The following is a 17112-nucleotide window of genomic DNA, read 5'->3' as shown; positions in this document are numbered from 1 at the left end:
CATGCCTCTGACCGATTTCCTGAACCGTTGCAGTCGTTTTGCCCGTCTGCTCACTGTCCTGCCCGTCGCACTCGGGTTGCAAAGCTGTCTCAGCCCGAGCGCCGATCATGCCGCGCTCACGGGACCCTATCAGGTCGAAATCCGTCGCACCACACTCGGCATTCCGCATCTGAAAGCCGACGACTGGGGCAGCCTCGGCTACGGTTATGGCTACGTGCAGGCGCAGGACAACCTGTGCACGATGGCGGACGGATTCGTCACCTATCGTGGCGAACGCTCGCGCTACTTCGGCGCAGACGCGCGCCCGACTTCCGAAGCTACCTTCGGACAGCCGACCAATCTCGACGCGGATTTCTTCTTCCGATTCGTCGACGACGATGCGGCCATCGCGCGTTATCGCAAGAATCAAACTGCCGAGATGCGTGCATTGATCGACGGCTTCGTCGCTGGCTACAACCGGTATGTCGGCGATCTTGCGCACGGTGATTTTCCCGGTGCGCACGCGGCATGCCGTGCGACACCCTGGGTGGGCAGGATCAACGTGGCGGATGTTTACCGGCGTCTGTATGCCGCGAACCTCGCGGGCGGCGAAACCCGCTTCGTCGCGGCGATCGCCACCGCGCAACCGCCCGCGACTACCCGGCCGTCGCAACAAGGAGCGGTGCACGAGCACGGGCTCACGGCCACGCTCGCCGCAGACACACCGCTCGCGTACATCGGCGGCCATGCCGGCATCGGCAGCAACGGCCTTGCGTTCGGCGCGGATGCCACTCGCAGCGGCAGCGCGATACTGTTCGGCAATCCACACTGGTTCTGGAACGGTCCCGACCGTTTTTATCAGGCGCAACTCACCATTCCCGGCAAGCTCGATGTGAGCGGCGTGTCCTTCCTCGGCGTGCCGTTGATCGTGATGGGCTTCAACCAGAATGTCGCGTGGACGCATACGGTCTCCACCGCCAGGCGCTTCGGCCTGTTCAAGTTGAACCTTGTAGCGGGCTCGTCGACCACGTACGAGGTCGACGGCAAAGCTGAGGCGATGAAGCCCACGCGCGTGAGCGTCGAAGTGCGCGCGGCTGACGGTTCGATTCATGCCGTTTCGCGCACCCTGTATCGCTCGCGCTTCGGGCCGCTCGTCAATCTCGGCGCGATGTCGCCGGCGCTCGCATGGAATGCGCAACAGGCGTTCGCGCTGCGCGACATCAACGCGGACAATTTCCGCGTCTTCGAAAATTTCCTCGAATGGGACCAGGCGACTTCGCTCGACGACTTCATCCGCATCCAGAAGAAGAATGCGGCGGTCCCGTGGGTGAATACGCTTGCCATCGGTCGCGACGACCCGCGCGTGTGGTACGCGGACATCGGCGCGGTCCCCAACGTGCCCGACGACCTTGCCCAGCGTTGCACGCCGCCGGTCGGTAAAGCGCTTGCCCACGCGATGCCGGGCGTACCGTTCCTCGACGGTTCACGCAGCAATTGCGACTGGCGTGTCGAAGACGGCTCAATTCTGCGCGGCGCATTGCCGGTCGCACAGATGCCGAGCCTGTTGAGGCGCGACTACGTTGGCAATTTCAACGGTAGTTACTGGCTTAGCAACCCCGCCGCGCCGTTGACCGGATTTGCGCAGGTGGTCGGCGCAACGGGCGGACCGCAATCACTGCGCACCCGTCTCGGCCACACGATCGCCACGCAGTTGCAAAGCAATCCGGCCGGTGTTTCCGCCGACGCGCTCAGCCGCGCCGCGCTGGACAGCCGTTCGATGTCGGCAATCATCTTCAAGCAGCCCGCGCTCGATCGCCTGTGCAACGGCGGCCAGCCAGCCGGAGCGAATCCCGACGAACTGCGCAAGGCCTGCACCGTACTCGCCGCGTGGGACAACACCGCCTCGGCAAATGCGGTCGGAGCGACGCTCTGGGACGAATGGTGGCGGCGTCTTCTGCTGATTCCGCCCGCGCAAATGTATGCCGTGCCGTTCGACCCCGCCCGGCCGCTGACCACGCCCGCGGGTATCGCGGCCGACCCCGCCAGGCTCGCCGCCACCCTGCACGACGCCATCGCAGCGCTCGAACAAGCCGGCATCCCGATGAATGCGCCCCGCAGCGCGGCGCTCTATGTGCAACGCAATGACGAACGCATCGCCCTGTTCGGTGGCTGCGACGCGGGCGGCTACTTCACGGCCGCTTGCGCGGCACACCCGTTCGACGCCCGTGGCTATTCGATGAACGTCAATCCGAACGGCAACAGCTATCTGCAGATCGTGTCGTTCGCCGGGGATGAGGTGCTTGCACGGACGCTCATCGCGCCGTCGGAATCCGACGATCCGGCTTCGTCTCATTACGCGGACGGTACGCGTAGTTACGCCGCACAACACTGGTTGACTATCCCGTTCTCCGAGACTTCGATCTCGCGCGATCCTGCGCTGACCCGTCGCACGTTGAGTTCGCCTGACGCACAAACGCATTGAACGCCAAACTGGCATGGAGGAGTTTTGCGCATGCCCATTCAACTCATGCAAACGTCCCCCGCTCGGGCGTATGGCACCCCGGGCGACGGTTCCTGCGACACCATGTTCGATCCCTGCGAGATCACATTTGCCGCGCATCGGATGACACGGCGGTATCCGTCCTGGATTGACGTGCCGCGTCCAGGTGAGCTGCATCTGTGGCGCTTTCGGTGCGGATGGCTGCCTGTCTCAATCCACGAAGGCGAACGATGGCTTTCGGAGACCGAGCGTGAGCGGGCGAGGCTCAACCCAAACTCCGCCCTGCGCAAGCGTTTCGTTGCCGCACGCGTGGTGCTGCGCTGGATCATCGCGAATCTCCTCGACTCGGCACCGCACGAAGTGAAGTTCGTCAACGGCCCTGCCGAGCAACCGGGTGTTCATATCCAGCCCGGCGGCTGCCCTGTCACGATCGACATCGCGTACGGCGGTATCTGGATCGTGATCGGTATCGCGTCGACGGCGCTCGGCCTCGGCATCGAGATGCCGAGGCCCGGCAGCGAGAACATCGTACCGGTAGAAGCACGTGCGAGCATCTGGCCGACTGGCGCGCCGGATCGTCGCCCGGACCGATTCCGCTACGCTGACGAGTCGCTTCAGTCTGCGCGTTACAGCAGTCTGTCGAACGCGTTGAAGCGCCCCTCCATCGATGTCGAACTGCAGGCCCTGCGCGACAACGCCGTGGCAAGCTTCGTCGACCTGCTGGCGGCTGGACGGTGGCACGTCGTCGATGTGCCGATGCCCGGCAAAATTCGCGCAGCGGTTTCCGTTGCGCACCCCATCACGACGATTCAGGCATTCGGGTGGACGAAAAGCTGACACCGTGTTGATCGCGTCTGCCGTCGCGCGGATTGGAAATAAACTTGTCAACTCGTGCCGTGGAACTCAGCCTTTACAAGCATTCCGGATCGACAGACCTGTTGCGTTTTACGACCGCACCTACCGCGCAACGCCTGTGTTTCGCGCTCGATTTCAGCTATGTGATGGGACTGCGCGCAACTATTCCTGACTGCTGGCGACTGCGGTCCAGTCCCGCCAAGTCATTGATTTTTAGTAGAATGTGTTTGCAGCAGCATGCCCTGATTCGCACCTTTAATCCGTCGCGTCGATTTGCAGCAAACTGTTCCCGTTTCTTGCAAAAATTGGTTCCGGGCCTCCGTACGTGCAACAAGCGCCGGGTGATATCAATGGCCCAGATACCTCTCTACCGGACAGGTACCGGTTCAGACGTTTTTACACCGTCCCGGACAATTCGGGACAGTAAGCCGACAACGCCGCATCGCTGACGATACCAGTGGGATCCCGACATCGAAGTCGTCAACCTACTCGATCTCTTTCCTTTCCACTGTTACGTTTGCAGCTCTCATCTGTCTTTGAATGTCTATGTGATAGATGATCGTCGTCAACTTCCCATCCTTTGAAGCATCTGGCAAGCCGAACAGCCTATAGCGGATGATCCCCGTGTATTGGTACCGATTCTGAGAGACCGAGAGGCAGTGTGCACCCATCGCTTCCAGAGTCTCAACTGAGACTCTGTCACCTTGAACGTTATACGAGTCGACTATTTTCTGCACATCGCGCCTCAGGGGCTCGGTGCCGGTCTGCCAGTGAGTCATTAGTTCACTATCGAGCCGCGTCTGCCCCAAACTGGAATAATCGATGGATATGTGGGGAAAGTCTGGGCAACCAACGAGTACGGTCACTGCAAGAATGTTGACAAAGAAAACCGCGAGCGTCGAGTTCATTTTCTTCCCTTAACTGGTAAGCGCGGCGCAAGCACAAGACAGCGTCGATGATTCTCGATTAGCCCGCGTTCGAGCGATAATTTCCAGAGATGCTCAGTTGCTGACGATCTATCCGAGCCACTCGAATTTCCCAAACTGGCCGCATGCCGACTCATGCGGACCAGCTAACGTTCCACACCGTTCATTGACGTCCGCACTCGCTGCTATCGGGCTCTTATATTTCGAACCTGGCGAGGACCCCGTCTGCCAAGGGCCTAACCTTTGCCGAACGCTCAAGGTGGATCCGCCGCTGCGGGAAATGCTCTTGCGCCTCTTGCAAGGCACAGCGCTTCGCCGCACTGAAGCACCGCGTGAGGCGCGGTTTTCGCGAACTATGCTTGACGAACTAGCTTCTTCACCGGAGTTTATATTTCGTCTTGTAATGCCCTCCGACCGTCGGCTACAACGACTCGTTGAACTACTCTATGCGGATCCTGCTCAACGACTGTCATTGCGCGACTGGGGCGAACGAATAGGCGCAAGCGACCGCACGCTCAGCCGTCTGTTTCAAGTGGAGACAGGCATGTCCTTTGGAACCTGGCATCGTCATTTTCAGATGAGTCTCGCTCTGAAATGGTTAGCAGCACGACACCCCGTCACGCGCATTGACACGGCTCTCGGGTATCAACATTCGAGCGCATTTATTGCCATGTTCCAGCGAATCGTAAGAAGGAATCCAACGCAATATGCGTCAAGCCTACCAGCAGTAGGCTTCGACAGCGAGAATGAGCAAGGGTAGTCGAAAATATTCAGTCACGGAGGCTCCCACAATCCTACCGCGCCCCACCATCACTGTTGGCACTCCCCCTAGACTGGAACCGTATAGTTCATATCGTTCGTTTGTCAGATTTCGGGCGAAACCGGATACCTGGGTCTTGCCGTTGGCAATTCGCCGTCCAATGGATGGCATCCACGACGCCGTAAGGTCCGCCCTCCACAGAGTTCAGCCTCAGTTCCTGACTGAAAATTCTCTCGCGATCAGCATCCGCGTGATATTTTTGATGTGCAGAACATGTGTGACACTTACGGTGTGCTCAGAAATCGTACCGTTCGGCCAGAAAAGCGTAGCCCACTTCTGGGTGCTCCGCTGTCTCGTTGCCAGTCGGGCCGTCGAGGTCGAAGTAGATTGGATCCTCACCCGGCAGCTTAGCGATCGATGTCGATACTTCCATTCCGTTGACAATCAATGTTTCTGGCTTGCTAACGCTGACCGAAACGACGATCGAGTTCATGACTTTGAATCCTCGCCAGGACGCGCGAAAGAGAGCGCTCGCCGTGCAGCGGACAAGCGACGTTTTCCCCGCATCATTATCGAGTAGTACACGTGCATCAATGCTTGTGCTGGGGGAGATGGTCCTCCATGATGGGGAGGGTATCGGGTCTCCGTCGGATGTCAATCTGCAGTCACGCCGCACCCTAGGTGGTTGTATAACTAGTATCCGAACAATCCACTTCTCTGTTTTTTCTTTCTGGGATCATCCACGTCGACACGGCGTACCATATACGTTTTTCCACCTTCTCGGTGATCCATCATTGCTATGAACACACCGGTGAGCCAAGACCACCAACTACGCCTGTTCATCGCCGTTGCGAGGGCGAATTCGTTACGCCAGGCTGCTGAGATCCTCGGTGTAACCCAACCCGCACTCAGCAAGCAGATTCGTGCGCTCGAGTCGACGTTGGGTGAGGCACTGTTTCTTCGCCATGGAAGGGGCATGCAGCTGACGCCCGGTGGGCATGAGCTCTTTCTGAAGGTCGAACCCCTGTTCAACTCGCTAGATACGACGGTCGCTCTAGCCACTCATCAATCGAGTCACGGCGGTACTCTGCGCATTGCAACTGTTCAAACATTGGTCCCTGGGTTCATCCCGGAACTCAGTCGCCAGTTGCTTGCCGTCTATCCCAGCATCCGCCTTACCATTCATTGCGACAGTTCGGCGAACGTCGTCGAAAGTGTGGAACGCGGCAAATCCGATATCGGATTTGTCTACGAGACAGCAGTCGACGGGCTGAATATGATCAGCGAGCCGCTTTTTGAAGAACGGCTTGCGCTTTACACGCGGGCCAACTGTGACACCAACTCAGACAAGTTGTTGAATCTGGCTGCGTTGAAACTCATTTTGCCGCCTAAACCTTACGCATTGCGCCGCATAGTTGAACGGGTGCTGGGCTACAGCGTGCAGCCGTATATCGAATGCGACTCGCTCGAACTCAGCCTGCGGCTCGTGTCGATATGCGACGGCGTGACCGTCCTTCCGGACGGCATGCCTCGCGATATGGTCGAGGATCGAGGACTGCGTCGCGAGCCGCTGACTGCCATCCAGCCACGCCGGCTTGTAGCACTTTCGCGCAGCACGCGCGGCCAATCGCGAACGTTAGACAAAGCACTGGAGATTGCCTCGAGTGTCGGCGCAAGGAGTGCGATAACCTCCGGTTAATCCAGAGTTATTTCTGGGCGCATATCTCGTCCCGCTCACCCGACGAATACTGACGCCAGTTCGGCCGCCTTCCGCCGACCACCGGAGTCAGGAGACACCTCGTGAACGACCACTTTTCCGCGCTCGAACGCGTGAATACGACAACAAGCTCCAAACCCGCGCTCCCCGCCCGCTACAAGGCCGTCATCTCGGCCACCGCCGGATCGATCATCGAAGGCTTCGACTTCATCGCTTATGGCACCGCAGCGGCACTCGTTTTCAACCGGCAGTTCTTTCCTAACCTCGATCCCACCAACGCGACGCTTGCGTCATTCGGCGCCTTTGCGACCGGTCTCTTCGCGAGGCCGCTCGGCGCCATTCTGTTCGGCCACTTCGGCGATCGGATCGGGCGCAAGTCGATGCTGACCTTCTCCCTGTTCCTGATGGGGTTTTCCACCATCGCGATCGGTCTGATTCCGAACTACGCACAGATCGGCACATGGTCCGCGGTATTGCTTGTTCTGTTGCGCATTCTGCAAGGCATTGCGCTGGGCGGCGAAATGGGCGGCGCCGTTCTCATGGCAGTCGAGCACGCGCCGTCGAGCCGTGCGGGACTGTTCGGCAGCCTGCCGCAAATAGGACCGCCGATCGGCCTCCTTCTGGCAACGTCCGCGTTCAGTCTCCTGACCCGCCTCCCCGAGCAGGCCTTTCAAAGCTGGGGATGGCGCGTGCCGTTTCTCGCCAGCATCGTACTGGTTCTGCTTGGCGCGTTTGTCCGGCGCAGTGTCGGCGAATCCCCTGCATTCGAAATAGCCGTGCGCGGACGAACGCGCGCCGACGTTCCGCTTTGGCAACTGCTGGCTCGTCACAAGAAAGCGTTGCTATTGGCCATTGGCGCAAAGCTTCCAGAAGTTACGCTCTACTACGTGCTCACCGTGTTTCTGGTGTCCTATGCCTCGACTCGGCTGGGCTTCAGTCGCAGCGACGTTCTGCAGGCCGTCATGATGGGCGCGGCCATCCAGATCGTCACGTTACCCCTGTTCGGCCTGCTCGCCGATCGCGTGGGCGTGCGCCGGTTCTACCTGTTCGGCGCTGTTGCAATGGCGCTATGCGTCGTGCCTTTGCTACGCTGGATCGATAGCGGCAACCTGATGGCCTTGCAAATTGCGGTAGCGATCGCTCTTGGGCTCAACTACGCGTTGCTATTCGGCCCACAGTCGGCGCTATTTGCAGCGCAGTTTCCGGTCAACGTGCGCTTCTCCGGCATCTCCATCGGCATCCAGTTCGCCGCGGCAATCGGCGGTGGAATGGCGCCGATCGTGGCGACCACGCTGGTCGCGCGCTTTCACAGTCTGCAATCGATCGCCATTTACGTCGGCTCACTCGCGGCGCTTGCCGTGCTTTGCACCCGCCTGATGAAAGCCGTCGCGCCAACAGAAGCCCCGATCCACCCGCAAGGAGAATAACCCTATGAAACAGCGCGCAACCTTAACCGGCATTGGAAACGCGAGAGCGTCCACTCCGCTCGACACGCTCGCGGACGCCTGCCACATTCTTTATTCAAAGGATCATATGGCGAGTCTTGCCGGTCAGATCACGTGGCGCGATACGTCGGGGCGCGGCTACTGGACGCCGGCCCTCGGCACGAATTTCGCGGAGGCGACGGCCTCATCGATGGTGCTGGTGAACGACGAACTCGATGTCCTGGAAGGTGCCGGGGTACCGAACCCGGCGGTCAGATTTCACGCATGGGTGTATCGCCATCGGCCGGAGGTTCATGCGATCGTGCACACGCATCCTCGCAACATCAGTGCTTTGTCCATGTTGGGCATACCGCTACCCGTCGCGCACATGGACGCCTGCATGTTCCATAACGATTGCGGCTTCCTCGATGAATGGCCTGGTGTGCCGATCGACGATGAGGAAGGTCGCCTCATCACGTCAGCGTTGGGTGAAAACCGCTCCGCACTACTCGTCAATCACGGCTATATCTGTGCGTGCGCATCGATTGAAGAGAGCGTTTACCTTGCGGTATCGATGGAAAACGCCGCCGAGCTGGCTTTGCTGGCAATGGCCGCCGGGACCATCAAACCGGTTCGTCCCAAATTCGCTCAAGCGGCGCATGATTTTCTGCTTCAACCAGCAATCGTCAATGCAACCTTCTCATACTGGGCCGAACAGGCCTGAAGAGGCACAACACTAGCAGGCCGTTGAAATATCCGTCATTGATGCGCTCAGGTGCATTACGACGGATGCTCGGTTCGCACTTTTGAAACGCGGAACACGTTTGCGGGCATTCGACGTTGCTCGCGGGTTCGCCATATCGGTGTTATCCATTGCTTCCTGCTCCTCAACCGGCAAGTGTGCGCATACGCGTCAGGTTGTAGCCGACCCGCGTCAACACGAAGAGCTGGTCTACGCGTTCAAGTCCTCGATACATCGCCTGTCGAATTCGTCCGACCGTCTTGCCCCATCCGAACACCTGCTCAATGCGCTTACGTTTTTGCTGGCTGACCGCGTAACCCGGCCAGCACGTAGTTCGCTCGTCAATTGCTGAGCCTCCTGGACGTCCATCGTTTTGCGCCACATGCGGCGTGACACGATTCGCGCGACAATTGGCGACGAAGCCGGCGGTGTCGTAGTTCTTGTCCGCGCCGACCGTGATGGCGCGCGGCCCAACACTCGCGGCATCAGCAAGCATCCGCCCGGCCGCGTCGCGCTCGGCGGTGCCCGTCGCCAGCGTCACCTGCGCGTTGACCACCAGGCCATGCCGGTTGTCGGTCAGCACGTGGCCCATATAACAGAGCATCGCTCCGGTTCCTTTGCTCTTGCGAAACAGGCGCGCCTGCTCGTCCGTCGTCGATTGGTGCGTCTCGTTACTGCGTTTCTGTCCGTGCCAGTTGTCGTTCGGCGCGGGCGGTTCGTCAGGAGGCGCGTCGTCTTCGTCTGGACTTGCCTTCGGCACGAAGCTCTTGTGCCCGGCCCATGCCTGAATCAACGTGCCGTCAACGCTAAAGTGCTCCCCAGAAAGATATCCGCGCTCGCGCGCGGTCTCGACTGTCTCGTTGAACAGCAACACCAGCACATCGTGTTCGAGCAACCGGTCGCGGTTCTTGCTGAACGTCGAGTGGTCCCACACGCTCCCGTCCATCGGCAGGCCGACGAACCAGCGGAACAACATGTTGTAGGAAATCTGTTCCACCAGCATGCGCTCGCTACGAACTGAGTACAGCACCTGCAGCAAAAGAGCTCGCACCAGCTTCTCCGGCGCGATGCTCGGCCGACCTCCTTTCGCGTCAGCCTCGTACATCCGCGCGAGCACATCGTCCATGCGTTTAAGCGCGTCATTGAGCCAGGTGCGAATCGGACGCAACGGATGGTCCTTCGGCACAAAATCGTCCAGCTTCAACACCGTGAACATTGACTCGGTAAAACCATCTGGCCCACGCATCCGTTCCATCTCGCTCTCATTGATAACATCACTTCAACGTTTACGCCTGCGTCCCGGATGACCGTTCCGCGAGGTATTTCACCGGCCTGCTAGGCGACCAAATCACTCAACGGTATACACCTTGAGCGATTTCCAATGATCACGATCACTTGGCTTGCCAAGCTTGAACCTCAACTTCAACCCCGACGTCGTACGCAAGCCGAGCTTGAACCAGACTTCGAACTGGAAGAAATTCCTCAAAATATGTGCGATATATCCGGTTGAAGTCGTCGAGCTCTTCCATGTTTTGAAGCCAAACAGTAACCTTGACTACATCTTTCCACGATGATCCGAACTCAACCAGCGTCACTCCAACGCTATCCATAACATTTCGGGTTTGGGCGTGGATGTCGCCCCGTAGAGGTCGCCGCTGCTCGTCAAGCGGGATGTGCCCTGATAACAGGAGCCATTCACCTGCGCGTACAGCGCGTGAGAATGTCAATGGAATCGGACTTGAGTGATTATCCAAAGTGTGAGACATCGAAATCTCCATTTTTATCTGATTTCAAATAACTTATAGGCGTCGAGCAGAACAGGCTTGAGGTGAGTTTCGTCTAAGATGCAGCTCTCCCGAGCGCCTCCGGTCATAGACCATTTGTGGTATGCGATACCATCAACTTCAAACCCGCCCGCGCTCTGCCAATGACTCCAACGTTCCGAACGTGTTGCTATTGATATTCTAATAGCCCTCGAATGACATTCGTGCCGCCGCCATTGAATGTATCTGAGTGGTATCGACGATGGGCAGCGGTTGCAATTCTCCGAGCTGCGCTCTAATGAGGGTGAGATCCGTGCACGCCAAAACAATACACTCTGCGCCTTTCTCCACTTGGCTTTGCATCGCACTTCCCAGAACATCAAGCCCTTCTTTCGACACCTTTCCGAAAATTAGTTCGTTGAGGATTACCTGATCGACCTTCCCACTCAAGGTCGGCGAAAGTTCCACGAATTCAATTGAGCCCTCGGCAGCACGTGGATACATCCTTGACTGATATGTTCGCGATGTTGCCAGGAGACCAACCTTGCGAAATTTCCGCGCATCGAGATGCAGGCATGTTTCGTCTACGATGTCGAGCACCGGCAACGCTATTGCCTCACGAATCGCTTCGGCTGCCGTATGACCGGTATTCGATGTAATTACAATGAATCCGGCCCCGCCGCGTTCCAGCGAGCGTGCGGCGTCTGCGAGCTGGTTCGAAAATCCTGACCAATCGGCCGCCCGGAACGCATCGACGCAAAGTGAGAAATTTATCGTCGTCATCATCGAGTGAAGCGACTCCTCAACCCCACCCAAAAACGCAGCCGCTGCATACATTTCCCTGTAATAGACGACGTTTGTTTGCACGGCCATTCCAATTAACCCGGGAATGAGCTTCTGAATTCTTGTTTTCATCAAAAATTTCCTTAATGAATGCTCCGTCGAAGCCGCACATTCAGGCTACGAGACGTTGAGCGAGATGGATAGCACACAAACGAACCCGACTATGTCTTATGCGCACGGAATGCGATTTCGATTGAAGTACGCTCTCAGTCAAAACGCGGACATATCAGTCAAGTCGATTTCACAATAACAGTTTTATTCTTTGCATCACCTACCCTCTCGGCTCACCTCACAATGTCAATGCGCCACGATTCCAAACAACATCCGACGTTGCGAGGTGGTTGGATCGCAGTTTCCCTCCTGCTGCTCTGCTACATGTTCTCGTACGTTGATCGATTGAGTTTGAGCGTACTGGTCGAACCGATGAAGCAAACCATGCACTTAAGCGACACGCAGATCGGTCTTCTCCAAGGTTTTGCGTTCGCGCTCTGCTATGCCGTAGCGGGTTTGCCATTAGCATGGCTAGTCGATCGCAGCAGCCGCGTTAAGGTCACTGCTGCTTGCGTACTCGTCTGGGGCTGTGCGACTGCGCTATGCGGTGCTGCTTCATCGTTTGGTCAACTACTCGTCGCTCGAGCAGGAACGGCTGTCGCAGAAGCAGGCCTGCCGCCTGCGGCAGTATCGCTCTTCGGTGACTTTTTCCCACCACGCATGTTGCCGAGAGTTAGTGCAATCTTCGTGCTGGCACCGTACCTTGGCGGCGGCTTGGCATTGGTTATAACCGGAAGCGTGCTTGGATTCTTCTCGTCATCGCCCTGGCTTTCGACAGTTGGGCTACTCCCATGGCAGGCGGTGTTCGTAGCCATTGGCGCACCGGGCCTTCTCCTCTCCATCATGGTACTTCTTGTCCTCAAGGAACCCGCTCGTCGCGAACCCACGTTGTTCCAATCCGATGGCGGTACGCCGGACAGCGCGCCTGATTACACAGAATTGCCGACCATGGGGGAAACGATCCGCTTTCTGCTTACGAAATCGGCATTTTTCCCTCTTTATTTCACAGCATTCGTTTTTGTAGTCGGAATGTTCTACGCATGTGCGACTTGGTTTCCAACGTCTCTTGTGCGTCAGTTTCACTTGACTCCGTCTGTTGCAGGACATCTTTCTGGTCCTGTCCTGATGGGTGCGGGAATAGTTGGCACGTTACTTTCGCAACTACTGGTTTCCGGTCTCTCGGACGATGCCGTGAACCTACGGGTGCTTACGATCATGGCAGGGGCCAGCATTCTTATGCTCCCCGTCTCCTTGCTGCTGGCGTGCGCAAACAACGTTTCGCAGATGCTTGCTTGTTACGCCGTATTGATTGCGTTATCCAGCATCGTTACTGCCGCGCTGTCAGTTCCATTGCAACTCGGTGTGCCAAATCGGATGCGCGGCAAGGCAGTAAGTCTGTTCGCCCTTGTTTCCAGCCTGCTCGGCGGTAGTGGTGGCCCACTCTCCGTCGGCTGGTTGGCGGATCACGTATTCCATCAACAAACTGCCGTAAGCGCTTCGCTCTCCGCAACATGCTCTTTATTCGCCGTGATTGCGGCGGTTCTCTTCATCTTTGCGCGACACGCGATAGTGGGTAACCAGTCTAATCCAATGTGCGCAAAGATCCGTACTAACAGCTAGAAACACCACTCCCTGAACGCTCTCAACTCAACCGGACTCGCCATGATTGAACCGATCCACTTCCCCTCGCGCCCTTTTGATCCTACGTTTGCCGATCCTCGGATCGTCAGATTCAATCAAGACCTGCGCGCAGCATCCAGTGAAGCACCCGCCCGTACCGAAATTCCTCTCGAAATCGAGCGGACCCGGCTTGTTGGGAACGGCAAGCTGAAAATCGCGCAGAGTGACAAGCCAACCGAGATATCGACCTTCTCGATTCCTGGCCCCGCGGGCGACTTGACCGTTCGGAAGCTAATTCCAAAACAAAATGCGGATCCAATCGGTATCTACCTTCACTTTCACGGCGGCGGATTCTGCCTTGGTTCGTCCGCGGGGCAGGATGGATTGCTGAGCAATCTGGCACACGAGGCGGGTGTTGTCGTGCTCAGCCTAGACTATCGCCTAGCTCCAGAAAATCCCTATCCCGCAGGACTTGCGGATGGGGAAGCCGCTGCCTGGTGGCTCGTCAAGCAATGCGCTGCAGAGTTTGGCACCAGTCAAATCGTACTCGGTGGTGAATCCGCTGGAGCATACTTGACACTGACTACCGCTTTACGCCTGCGTGATCGACACGGATTTGAAAGTCTTGCTGGTCTGAACCTTTCCCAAGGGGGCTACGATCTGCGCATGACGCCAAGCATGCAGAATGCCGATGACACGCTGGTCCTGGATCGCCCAACCTTCTTGCTACATATGGGACGGCTCTTTCGCGATAGCAGTCAACGCCATGACCTGCAGTCAAATCCACTCTATGCCGATTTGCGACGACTTCCTCGATCACACATAACCGTTGGCACGATCGACCCTTTAATCGACGACAATATGTTCCTGTATATGAGACTACTTTGCGCAAATGTCGACGCTGAGATGAACATCTATCCAGGTGGTTTCCACGGATTCAACCTTGTTGGAACTCCGCTTGCGGAATCTGCAAATCACCGGATTCACTGTTTTGTTCGGGATTCCTGTACAAATAATCGTCCCCGATAGGTGCTCGGAGAGACATCGAACCGGATTCGGAATGTTCGACTAAAGTGACTGGGATCATTGAAACCGGAGCGATACGCGATTTCCGAGACGTTCAAGTGATTGAGATGGGGGTTCTCCAGTTCAGCGCGTGCGCGCTCAAGACGACAGGCCAGCAGGTAGTTACCGAAACGGTCGCCATTCTGTTGAAAAAGCTTATGGACAAAACGTTTTGAGATGCCGACTTTCTCCGCTACTCGCTTGAGCGTTAACTCTGGGTCACAGGCTTCCGCGTCAATCAGGCCGATCATATGATCCCACCGACGCGGCACCTCCTTGCACGAGTCCACTGCCGACGAAACGCTAACGTATGCGGCAGAAAACAGTCGTATTACTGCCTGCTCCGTGAAGTATATTTCTGAGACCGACATCATCGATAACCGACGTAGTGAGGTCAACGCGACGCTTGCTGCTAACGCAGCACTCGGAGCATCACGTGAGATCAATTTGGGTTCGCAGCGCTTGCGACTCCCCACATAAGCACCAAATAACCTGTGATCCGGAATGCGTAGAATGAGCGCTTTCATTGTGGAGTCTATCCGGGCACAAGACGGTCCACGCGTATGCCGGAAGACAATGTCCCCCGGACCTGCCTGCATGACTATGCCGTCTTGAGTGAAGGATCCGCTGCCCTGCAGCACTACCAAGGCGAGTACATCTGTCTCACCAACGGCGTCAACTGACACCGGATTGTGCGCAATTTGCTGCGCCGCAGCGCGGGCAATACCAATCGCACCGCCTCCGATCAACCGAGAGAATGACAGGACATCGGTCATGCCGCGAAACGACTGATTTTCATCGTACAAACTACCGTCCGCGATCGAGCATGATGAAAATTCAGCGCATGGCCAACTTGAACCCGACGGCAAAAACAGCGAACGAAATTGCGGTGCGTACGGCAATTGCGAAACGAACTGATGTGTAATCATGGCGTCCCCTCTATCTTCCATTCGTGACGCTGGTACGTAGATAAGTATCGCGTCGAACGAAAACATTTCTACTTCGACAAAATCGATTCAGGGTGCCGTGTTCACTCTGATCACAGAGAACGGTTCACTCCCAGGCAAATGCTGTTGGAATTGGGTCAAATTTTTCTCAGAAGATAGGCAAACACAATCACTTAGAACTTTGTCCGAATACCAATTTGGGTGACGAGTTGTCGTCCGTTGGAGGACGCGCCTGCTTCGTTCTGCGCACCCGGAGCACCAATGGCCCCATTCACGTCAATGATCGATGGGTGGATATTTGCGCTGTAGCTTTTCTGATAAGCGGCCATGACGTACACATCCGTTCGTTTTGACAGAAGATAGTCGACGTTCGCCACAAACGTTCCCCAACGCCCTTGCGTCCATACCGAATGGTTGTAACCGACGCCGAACGCAGTATCTGGCCTGTATTGGTACAGAACCATTCCTTTGTATTCCGTTGCCCGCATCGTCCCCAGCTTCGGAACGCCGTCCAGACTGGCGCGAGTATACGTCCCCATGATCGTAACGGCCTCAAATGTGTAATGAGCGCCAACGTCAAATACTTTTTGTGCATTGGCACCGGTCAGTGCTTGAGCCAGGCTCCCGCCAGAACCGTTGACGTTGGTGAAGCCAGTCGCGATACCAAAGCTCTGATGGTTGTCGAAGCTCACTGCGGCGCCCACCCAGCGGGGAGCGTTAGTGGTCCCGCCGAAGGCTCCTGCGGCATTGCTAAACCCGTAGATGGCGCCGATCTTCGCACCAACCCACTCAGGAGACACATATTTTATCGTGTTAGGAATCGCCTCGCCGGCAAGCCGGTCGATATCAAGCGCAGTCGATGTATAGATGCCGATATATGGAATCGAGGAATCATTGACGATGAACTCCGCCATTGGATCGTATTGCCGACCCAAGCTAACTTGCCCCCATTTCTGGCTGACCAACCCGACGTAACTCTGGCGAAATGCACTTGCCTGCACACCCGTTCCCAGATTGAAACCAAATTCGATATCGGCGATAGTGGATAGACCCCCACCCAGATCCTCCACCGTGCGAAGGCCGAATCGGTTTCCCTGTATGATTCCGGAGTCAAGAACGTAATTCGAGTGACCCTTAACATTGCTCACGTATGTAAGACCTTCGTCGACAATCCCATACAGGGTGACGGAGCTCTGTGCGTACACATGACAGGCCGGTATGGATAACAACAAGACCGCCAGCGTCTTTTTCATCTTGCTTGCCTTCCTTAATTATTAGCTTTGAGGATGTAAGTATTGCGCCGAGGTGCGAGTTCCGTTGCCACGGATGCTCCAACTCAGGTTACAAAGGCAAATATCCTGATCCGTGTGTAGGAAAGCACATGGATATAACCAGGCTGCATGATGTGACGCACGTTTTCCCTAGGGCGAGCTTGGTCAACATGCGCTAGTGACTCGCGCACCTGTATGAAGAGCATCGTTTTCTGGCAGGTAACACCCAATCAAGCGCCTGTGCAGCGAGACAAATCGAACTGTCGAGTCACGCTACGCCGAGTCATTTTTTTGCTGCGAGTGAGTAGAGGAACTGGACGCGCTGAGTAACGCACGTGTCAGATTTTTACGGAGCGCTTAAGGAGACGGATAAACCAGCACGCTTTGTTTTCGCCCAACACCGAACTCAAGGCGACTCTGCCAACGCCTCTATGCCGCCGGTGAGGTAAAAGCTTGTTCAGTGCAGTTACTACTCGTCACCGGCGTGGCCGGTTTGAGAGAATCCGGTGCGTCGAGCACCTTCATTGACAACACTTTACGACGCGCGTCTGGGTCGGGTTGGCGCCAGACGCAGTAAGACATTGACACATCACGGCGGCAACTCTATGCACGGGGTTGATCTGATGGCTCGCGATGTGGGCGAGTATGT

At 56.9% G+C, this 17112-nt stretch carries 15 protein-coding genes; 8 read left to right on the top strand and 7 right to left on the bottom strand.

Annotated elements, in window-relative coordinates:
• Position 1: 1 nt before the first annotated feature.
• The gene (locus PQR40_RS31180; protein WP_408510564.1) at positions 2-2461 is read left to right on the top strand and encodes a penicillin acylase family protein; all 2460 of its coding nucleotides are present in this window, start codon (positions 2-4) and stop codon (positions 2459-2461) included.
• Between the two features lie 30 nt (positions 2462-2491).
• A complete protein-coding gene (locus PQR40_RS31175; RefSeq protein ID WP_408510563.1) occupies positions 2492-3316 on the top strand; it encodes a 4'-phosphopantetheinyl transferase family protein in 825 nt (274 codons plus the stop codon).
• A 503-nt stretch (positions 3317-3819) separates the two neighbouring features.
• Here the strand turns inward: PQR40_RS31175 and PQR40_RS31170 are convergent.
• On the bottom strand, positions 3820-4242 hold the full coding sequence (locus PQR40_RS31170) for a hypothetical protein (RefSeq protein WP_408510562.1): 423 nt from the start codon (positions 4240-4242) through the stop codon (positions 3820-3822).
• A 298-nt stretch (positions 4243-4540) separates the two neighbouring features.
• On the opposite strand from PQR40_RS31170, the gene PQR40_RS31165 reads away from it, so the two are divergent.
• On the top strand, positions 4541-5020 hold the full coding sequence (locus PQR40_RS31165; RefSeq protein WP_408510606.1) for a helix-turn-helix transcriptional regulator: 480 nt from the start codon (positions 4541-4543) through the stop codon (positions 5018-5020).
• 295 nt (positions 5021-5315) lie between these two features.
• On the opposite strand, the gene PQR40_RS31160 is transcribed toward PQR40_RS31165, so the two are convergent.
• A complete protein-coding gene (locus tag PQR40_RS31160) occupies positions 5316-5513 on the bottom strand; it encodes a hypothetical protein (RefSeq protein WP_408510561.1) in 198 nt (65 codons plus the stop codon).
• A 318-nt stretch (positions 5514-5831) separates the two neighbouring features.
• On the opposite strand from PQR40_RS31160, the gene PQR40_RS31155 reads away from it, so the two are divergent.
• From PQR40_RS31155 to PQR40_RS31145, 3 genes are all read left to right on the top strand, one after another.
• A complete protein-coding gene (locus PQR40_RS31155) occupies positions 5832-6719 on the top strand; it encodes a LysR family transcriptional regulator (protein WP_408510560.1) in 888 nt (295 codons plus the stop codon).
• A gap of 101 nt (positions 6720-6820) precedes the next feature.
• Entirely contained in the window at positions 6821-8164 is a 1344-nt protein-coding gene (locus tag PQR40_RS31150) for an MFS transporter (RefSeq protein WP_408510559.1), read from the top strand.
• A 4-nt stretch (positions 8165-8168) separates the two neighbouring features.
• Complete coding sequence (locus PQR40_RS31145) at positions 8169-8885, top strand: aldolase (RefSeq protein WP_408510558.1); 717 nt, start codon at positions 8169-8171, stop codon at positions 8883-8885.
• 163 nt (positions 8886-9048) lie between these two features.
• Here the strand turns inward: PQR40_RS31145 and PQR40_RS31140 are convergent, their stop codons facing one another.
• From PQR40_RS31140 to PQR40_RS31130, 3 genes are all read right to left on the bottom strand, one after another.
• Positions 9049-10149 (bottom strand): IS5 family transposase, encoded by a 1101-nt coding sequence (locus PQR40_RS31140; protein WP_408510605.1) that lies wholly within the window; start codon positions 10147-10149, stop codon positions 9049-9051.
• A 145-nt stretch (positions 10150-10294) separates the two neighbouring features.
• Complete coding sequence (locus PQR40_RS31135) at positions 10295-10669, bottom strand: RidA family protein (RefSeq protein WP_408510557.1); 375 nt, start codon at positions 10667-10669, stop codon at positions 10295-10297.
• Positions 10670-10867: 198 nt separating this feature from the next.
• On the bottom strand, positions 10868-11581 hold the full coding sequence (locus tag PQR40_RS31130) for an aspartate/glutamate racemase family protein (protein ID WP_408510556.1): 714 nt from the start codon (positions 11579-11581) through the stop codon (positions 10868-10870).
• Between the two features lie 228 nt (positions 11582-11809).
• Here PQR40_RS31130 and PQR40_RS31125 point away from each other — a divergent pair, with 228 nt between their 5' ends.
• Positions 11810-13180, top strand: coding sequence for an MFS transporter (locus PQR40_RS31125; protein WP_408510555.1), 1371 nt, complete (start codon positions 11810-11812; stop codon positions 13178-13180).
• A gap of 42 nt (positions 13181-13222) precedes the next feature.
• A complete protein-coding gene (locus tag PQR40_RS31120) occupies positions 13223-14209 on the top strand; it encodes an alpha/beta hydrolase (RefSeq protein WP_408510554.1) in 987 nt (328 codons plus the stop codon).
• Here PQR40_RS31120 and PQR40_RS31115 read toward each other — a convergent pair.
• Together PQR40_RS31115 and PQR40_RS31110 are read right to left on the bottom strand one after the other, a co-directional pair.
• Complete coding sequence (locus PQR40_RS31115) at positions 14164-15174, bottom strand: AraC family transcriptional regulator (RefSeq protein WP_408510553.1); 1011 nt, start codon at positions 15172-15174, stop codon at positions 14164-14166. The two genes, PQR40_RS31120 and PQR40_RS31115, sit on opposite strands and share 46 nt — an antisense overlap.
• Before the next feature lie 191 nt (positions 15175-15365).
• The gene (locus PQR40_RS31110) at positions 15366-16445 is read right to left on the bottom strand and encodes a porin (RefSeq protein ID WP_408510552.1); all 1080 of its coding nucleotides are present in this window, start codon (positions 16443-16445) and stop codon (positions 15366-15368) included.
• Positions 16446-17112: the final 667 nt, after the last annotated feature.

This window comes from Paraburkholderia sediminicola (assembly GCF_046026855.1).
Classification (GTDB): Bacteria; Pseudomonadota; Gammaproteobacteria; order Burkholderiales; family Burkholderiaceae; genus Paraburkholderia; species Paraburkholderia sediminicola_A.
Note: the sequence above shows the minus strand (reverse complement) of the source record. Positions and strands in the feature narration are given on the sequence as shown.

What these genes read in the sequence shown, in the direction of transcription:
- PQR40_RS31180 (WP_408510564.1), top strand. Translation starts at nt 2, where the DNA reads ATGCCTCTGACCGATTTCCTGAACCGTTGCAGTCGTTTTGCCCGTCTG.
- PQR40_RS31175 (WP_408510563.1), top strand. Translation starts at nt 2,492, where the DNA reads ATGCCCATTCAACTCATGCAAACGTCCCCCGCTCGGGCGTATGGCACC.
- PQR40_RS31170 (WP_408510562.1), bottom strand. Translation starts at nt 4,242, where the DNA reads ATGAACTCGACGCTCGCGGTTTTCTTTGTCAACATTCTTGCAGTGACC.
- PQR40_RS31165 (WP_408510606.1), top strand. Translation starts at nt 4,541, where the DNA reads ATGCTCTTGCGCCTCTTGCAAGGCACAGCGCTTCGCCGCACTGAAGCA.
- PQR40_RS31160 (WP_408510561.1), bottom strand. Translation starts at nt 5,513, where the DNA reads ATGAACTCGATCGTCGTTTCGGTCAGCGTTAGCAAGCCAGAAACATTG.
- PQR40_RS31145 (WP_408510558.1), top strand. Translation starts at nt 8,169, where the DNA reads ATGAAACAGCGCGCAACCTTAACCGGCATTGGAAACGCGAGAGCGTCC.
- PQR40_RS31140 (WP_408510605.1), bottom strand. Translation starts at nt 10,149, where the DNA reads ATGCGTGGGCCAGATGGTTTTACCGAGTCAATGTTCACGGTGTTGAAG.
- PQR40_RS31135 (WP_408510557.1), bottom strand. Translation starts at nt 10,669, where the DNA reads ATGTCTCACACTTTGGATAATCACTCAAGTCCGATTCCATTGACATTC.
- PQR40_RS31130 (WP_408510556.1), bottom strand. Translation starts at nt 11,581, where the DNA reads ATGAAAACAAGAATTCAGAAGCTCATTCCCGGGTTAATTGGAATGGCC.
- PQR40_RS31125 (WP_408510555.1), top strand. Translation starts at nt 11,810, where the DNA reads ATGCGCCACGATTCCAAACAACATCCGACGTTGCGAGGTGGTTGGATC.
- PQR40_RS31120 (WP_408510554.1), top strand. Translation starts at nt 13,223, where the DNA reads ATGATTGAACCGATCCACTTCCCCTCGCGCCCTTTTGATCCTACGTTT.
- PQR40_RS31115 (WP_408510553.1), bottom strand. Translation starts at nt 15,174, where the DNA reads ATGATTACACATCAGTTCGTTTCGCAATTGCCGTACGCACCGCAATTT.
- PQR40_RS31110 (WP_408510552.1), bottom strand. Translation starts at nt 16,445, where the DNA reads ATGAAAAAGACGCTGGCGGTCTTGTTGTTATCCATACCGGCCTGTCAT.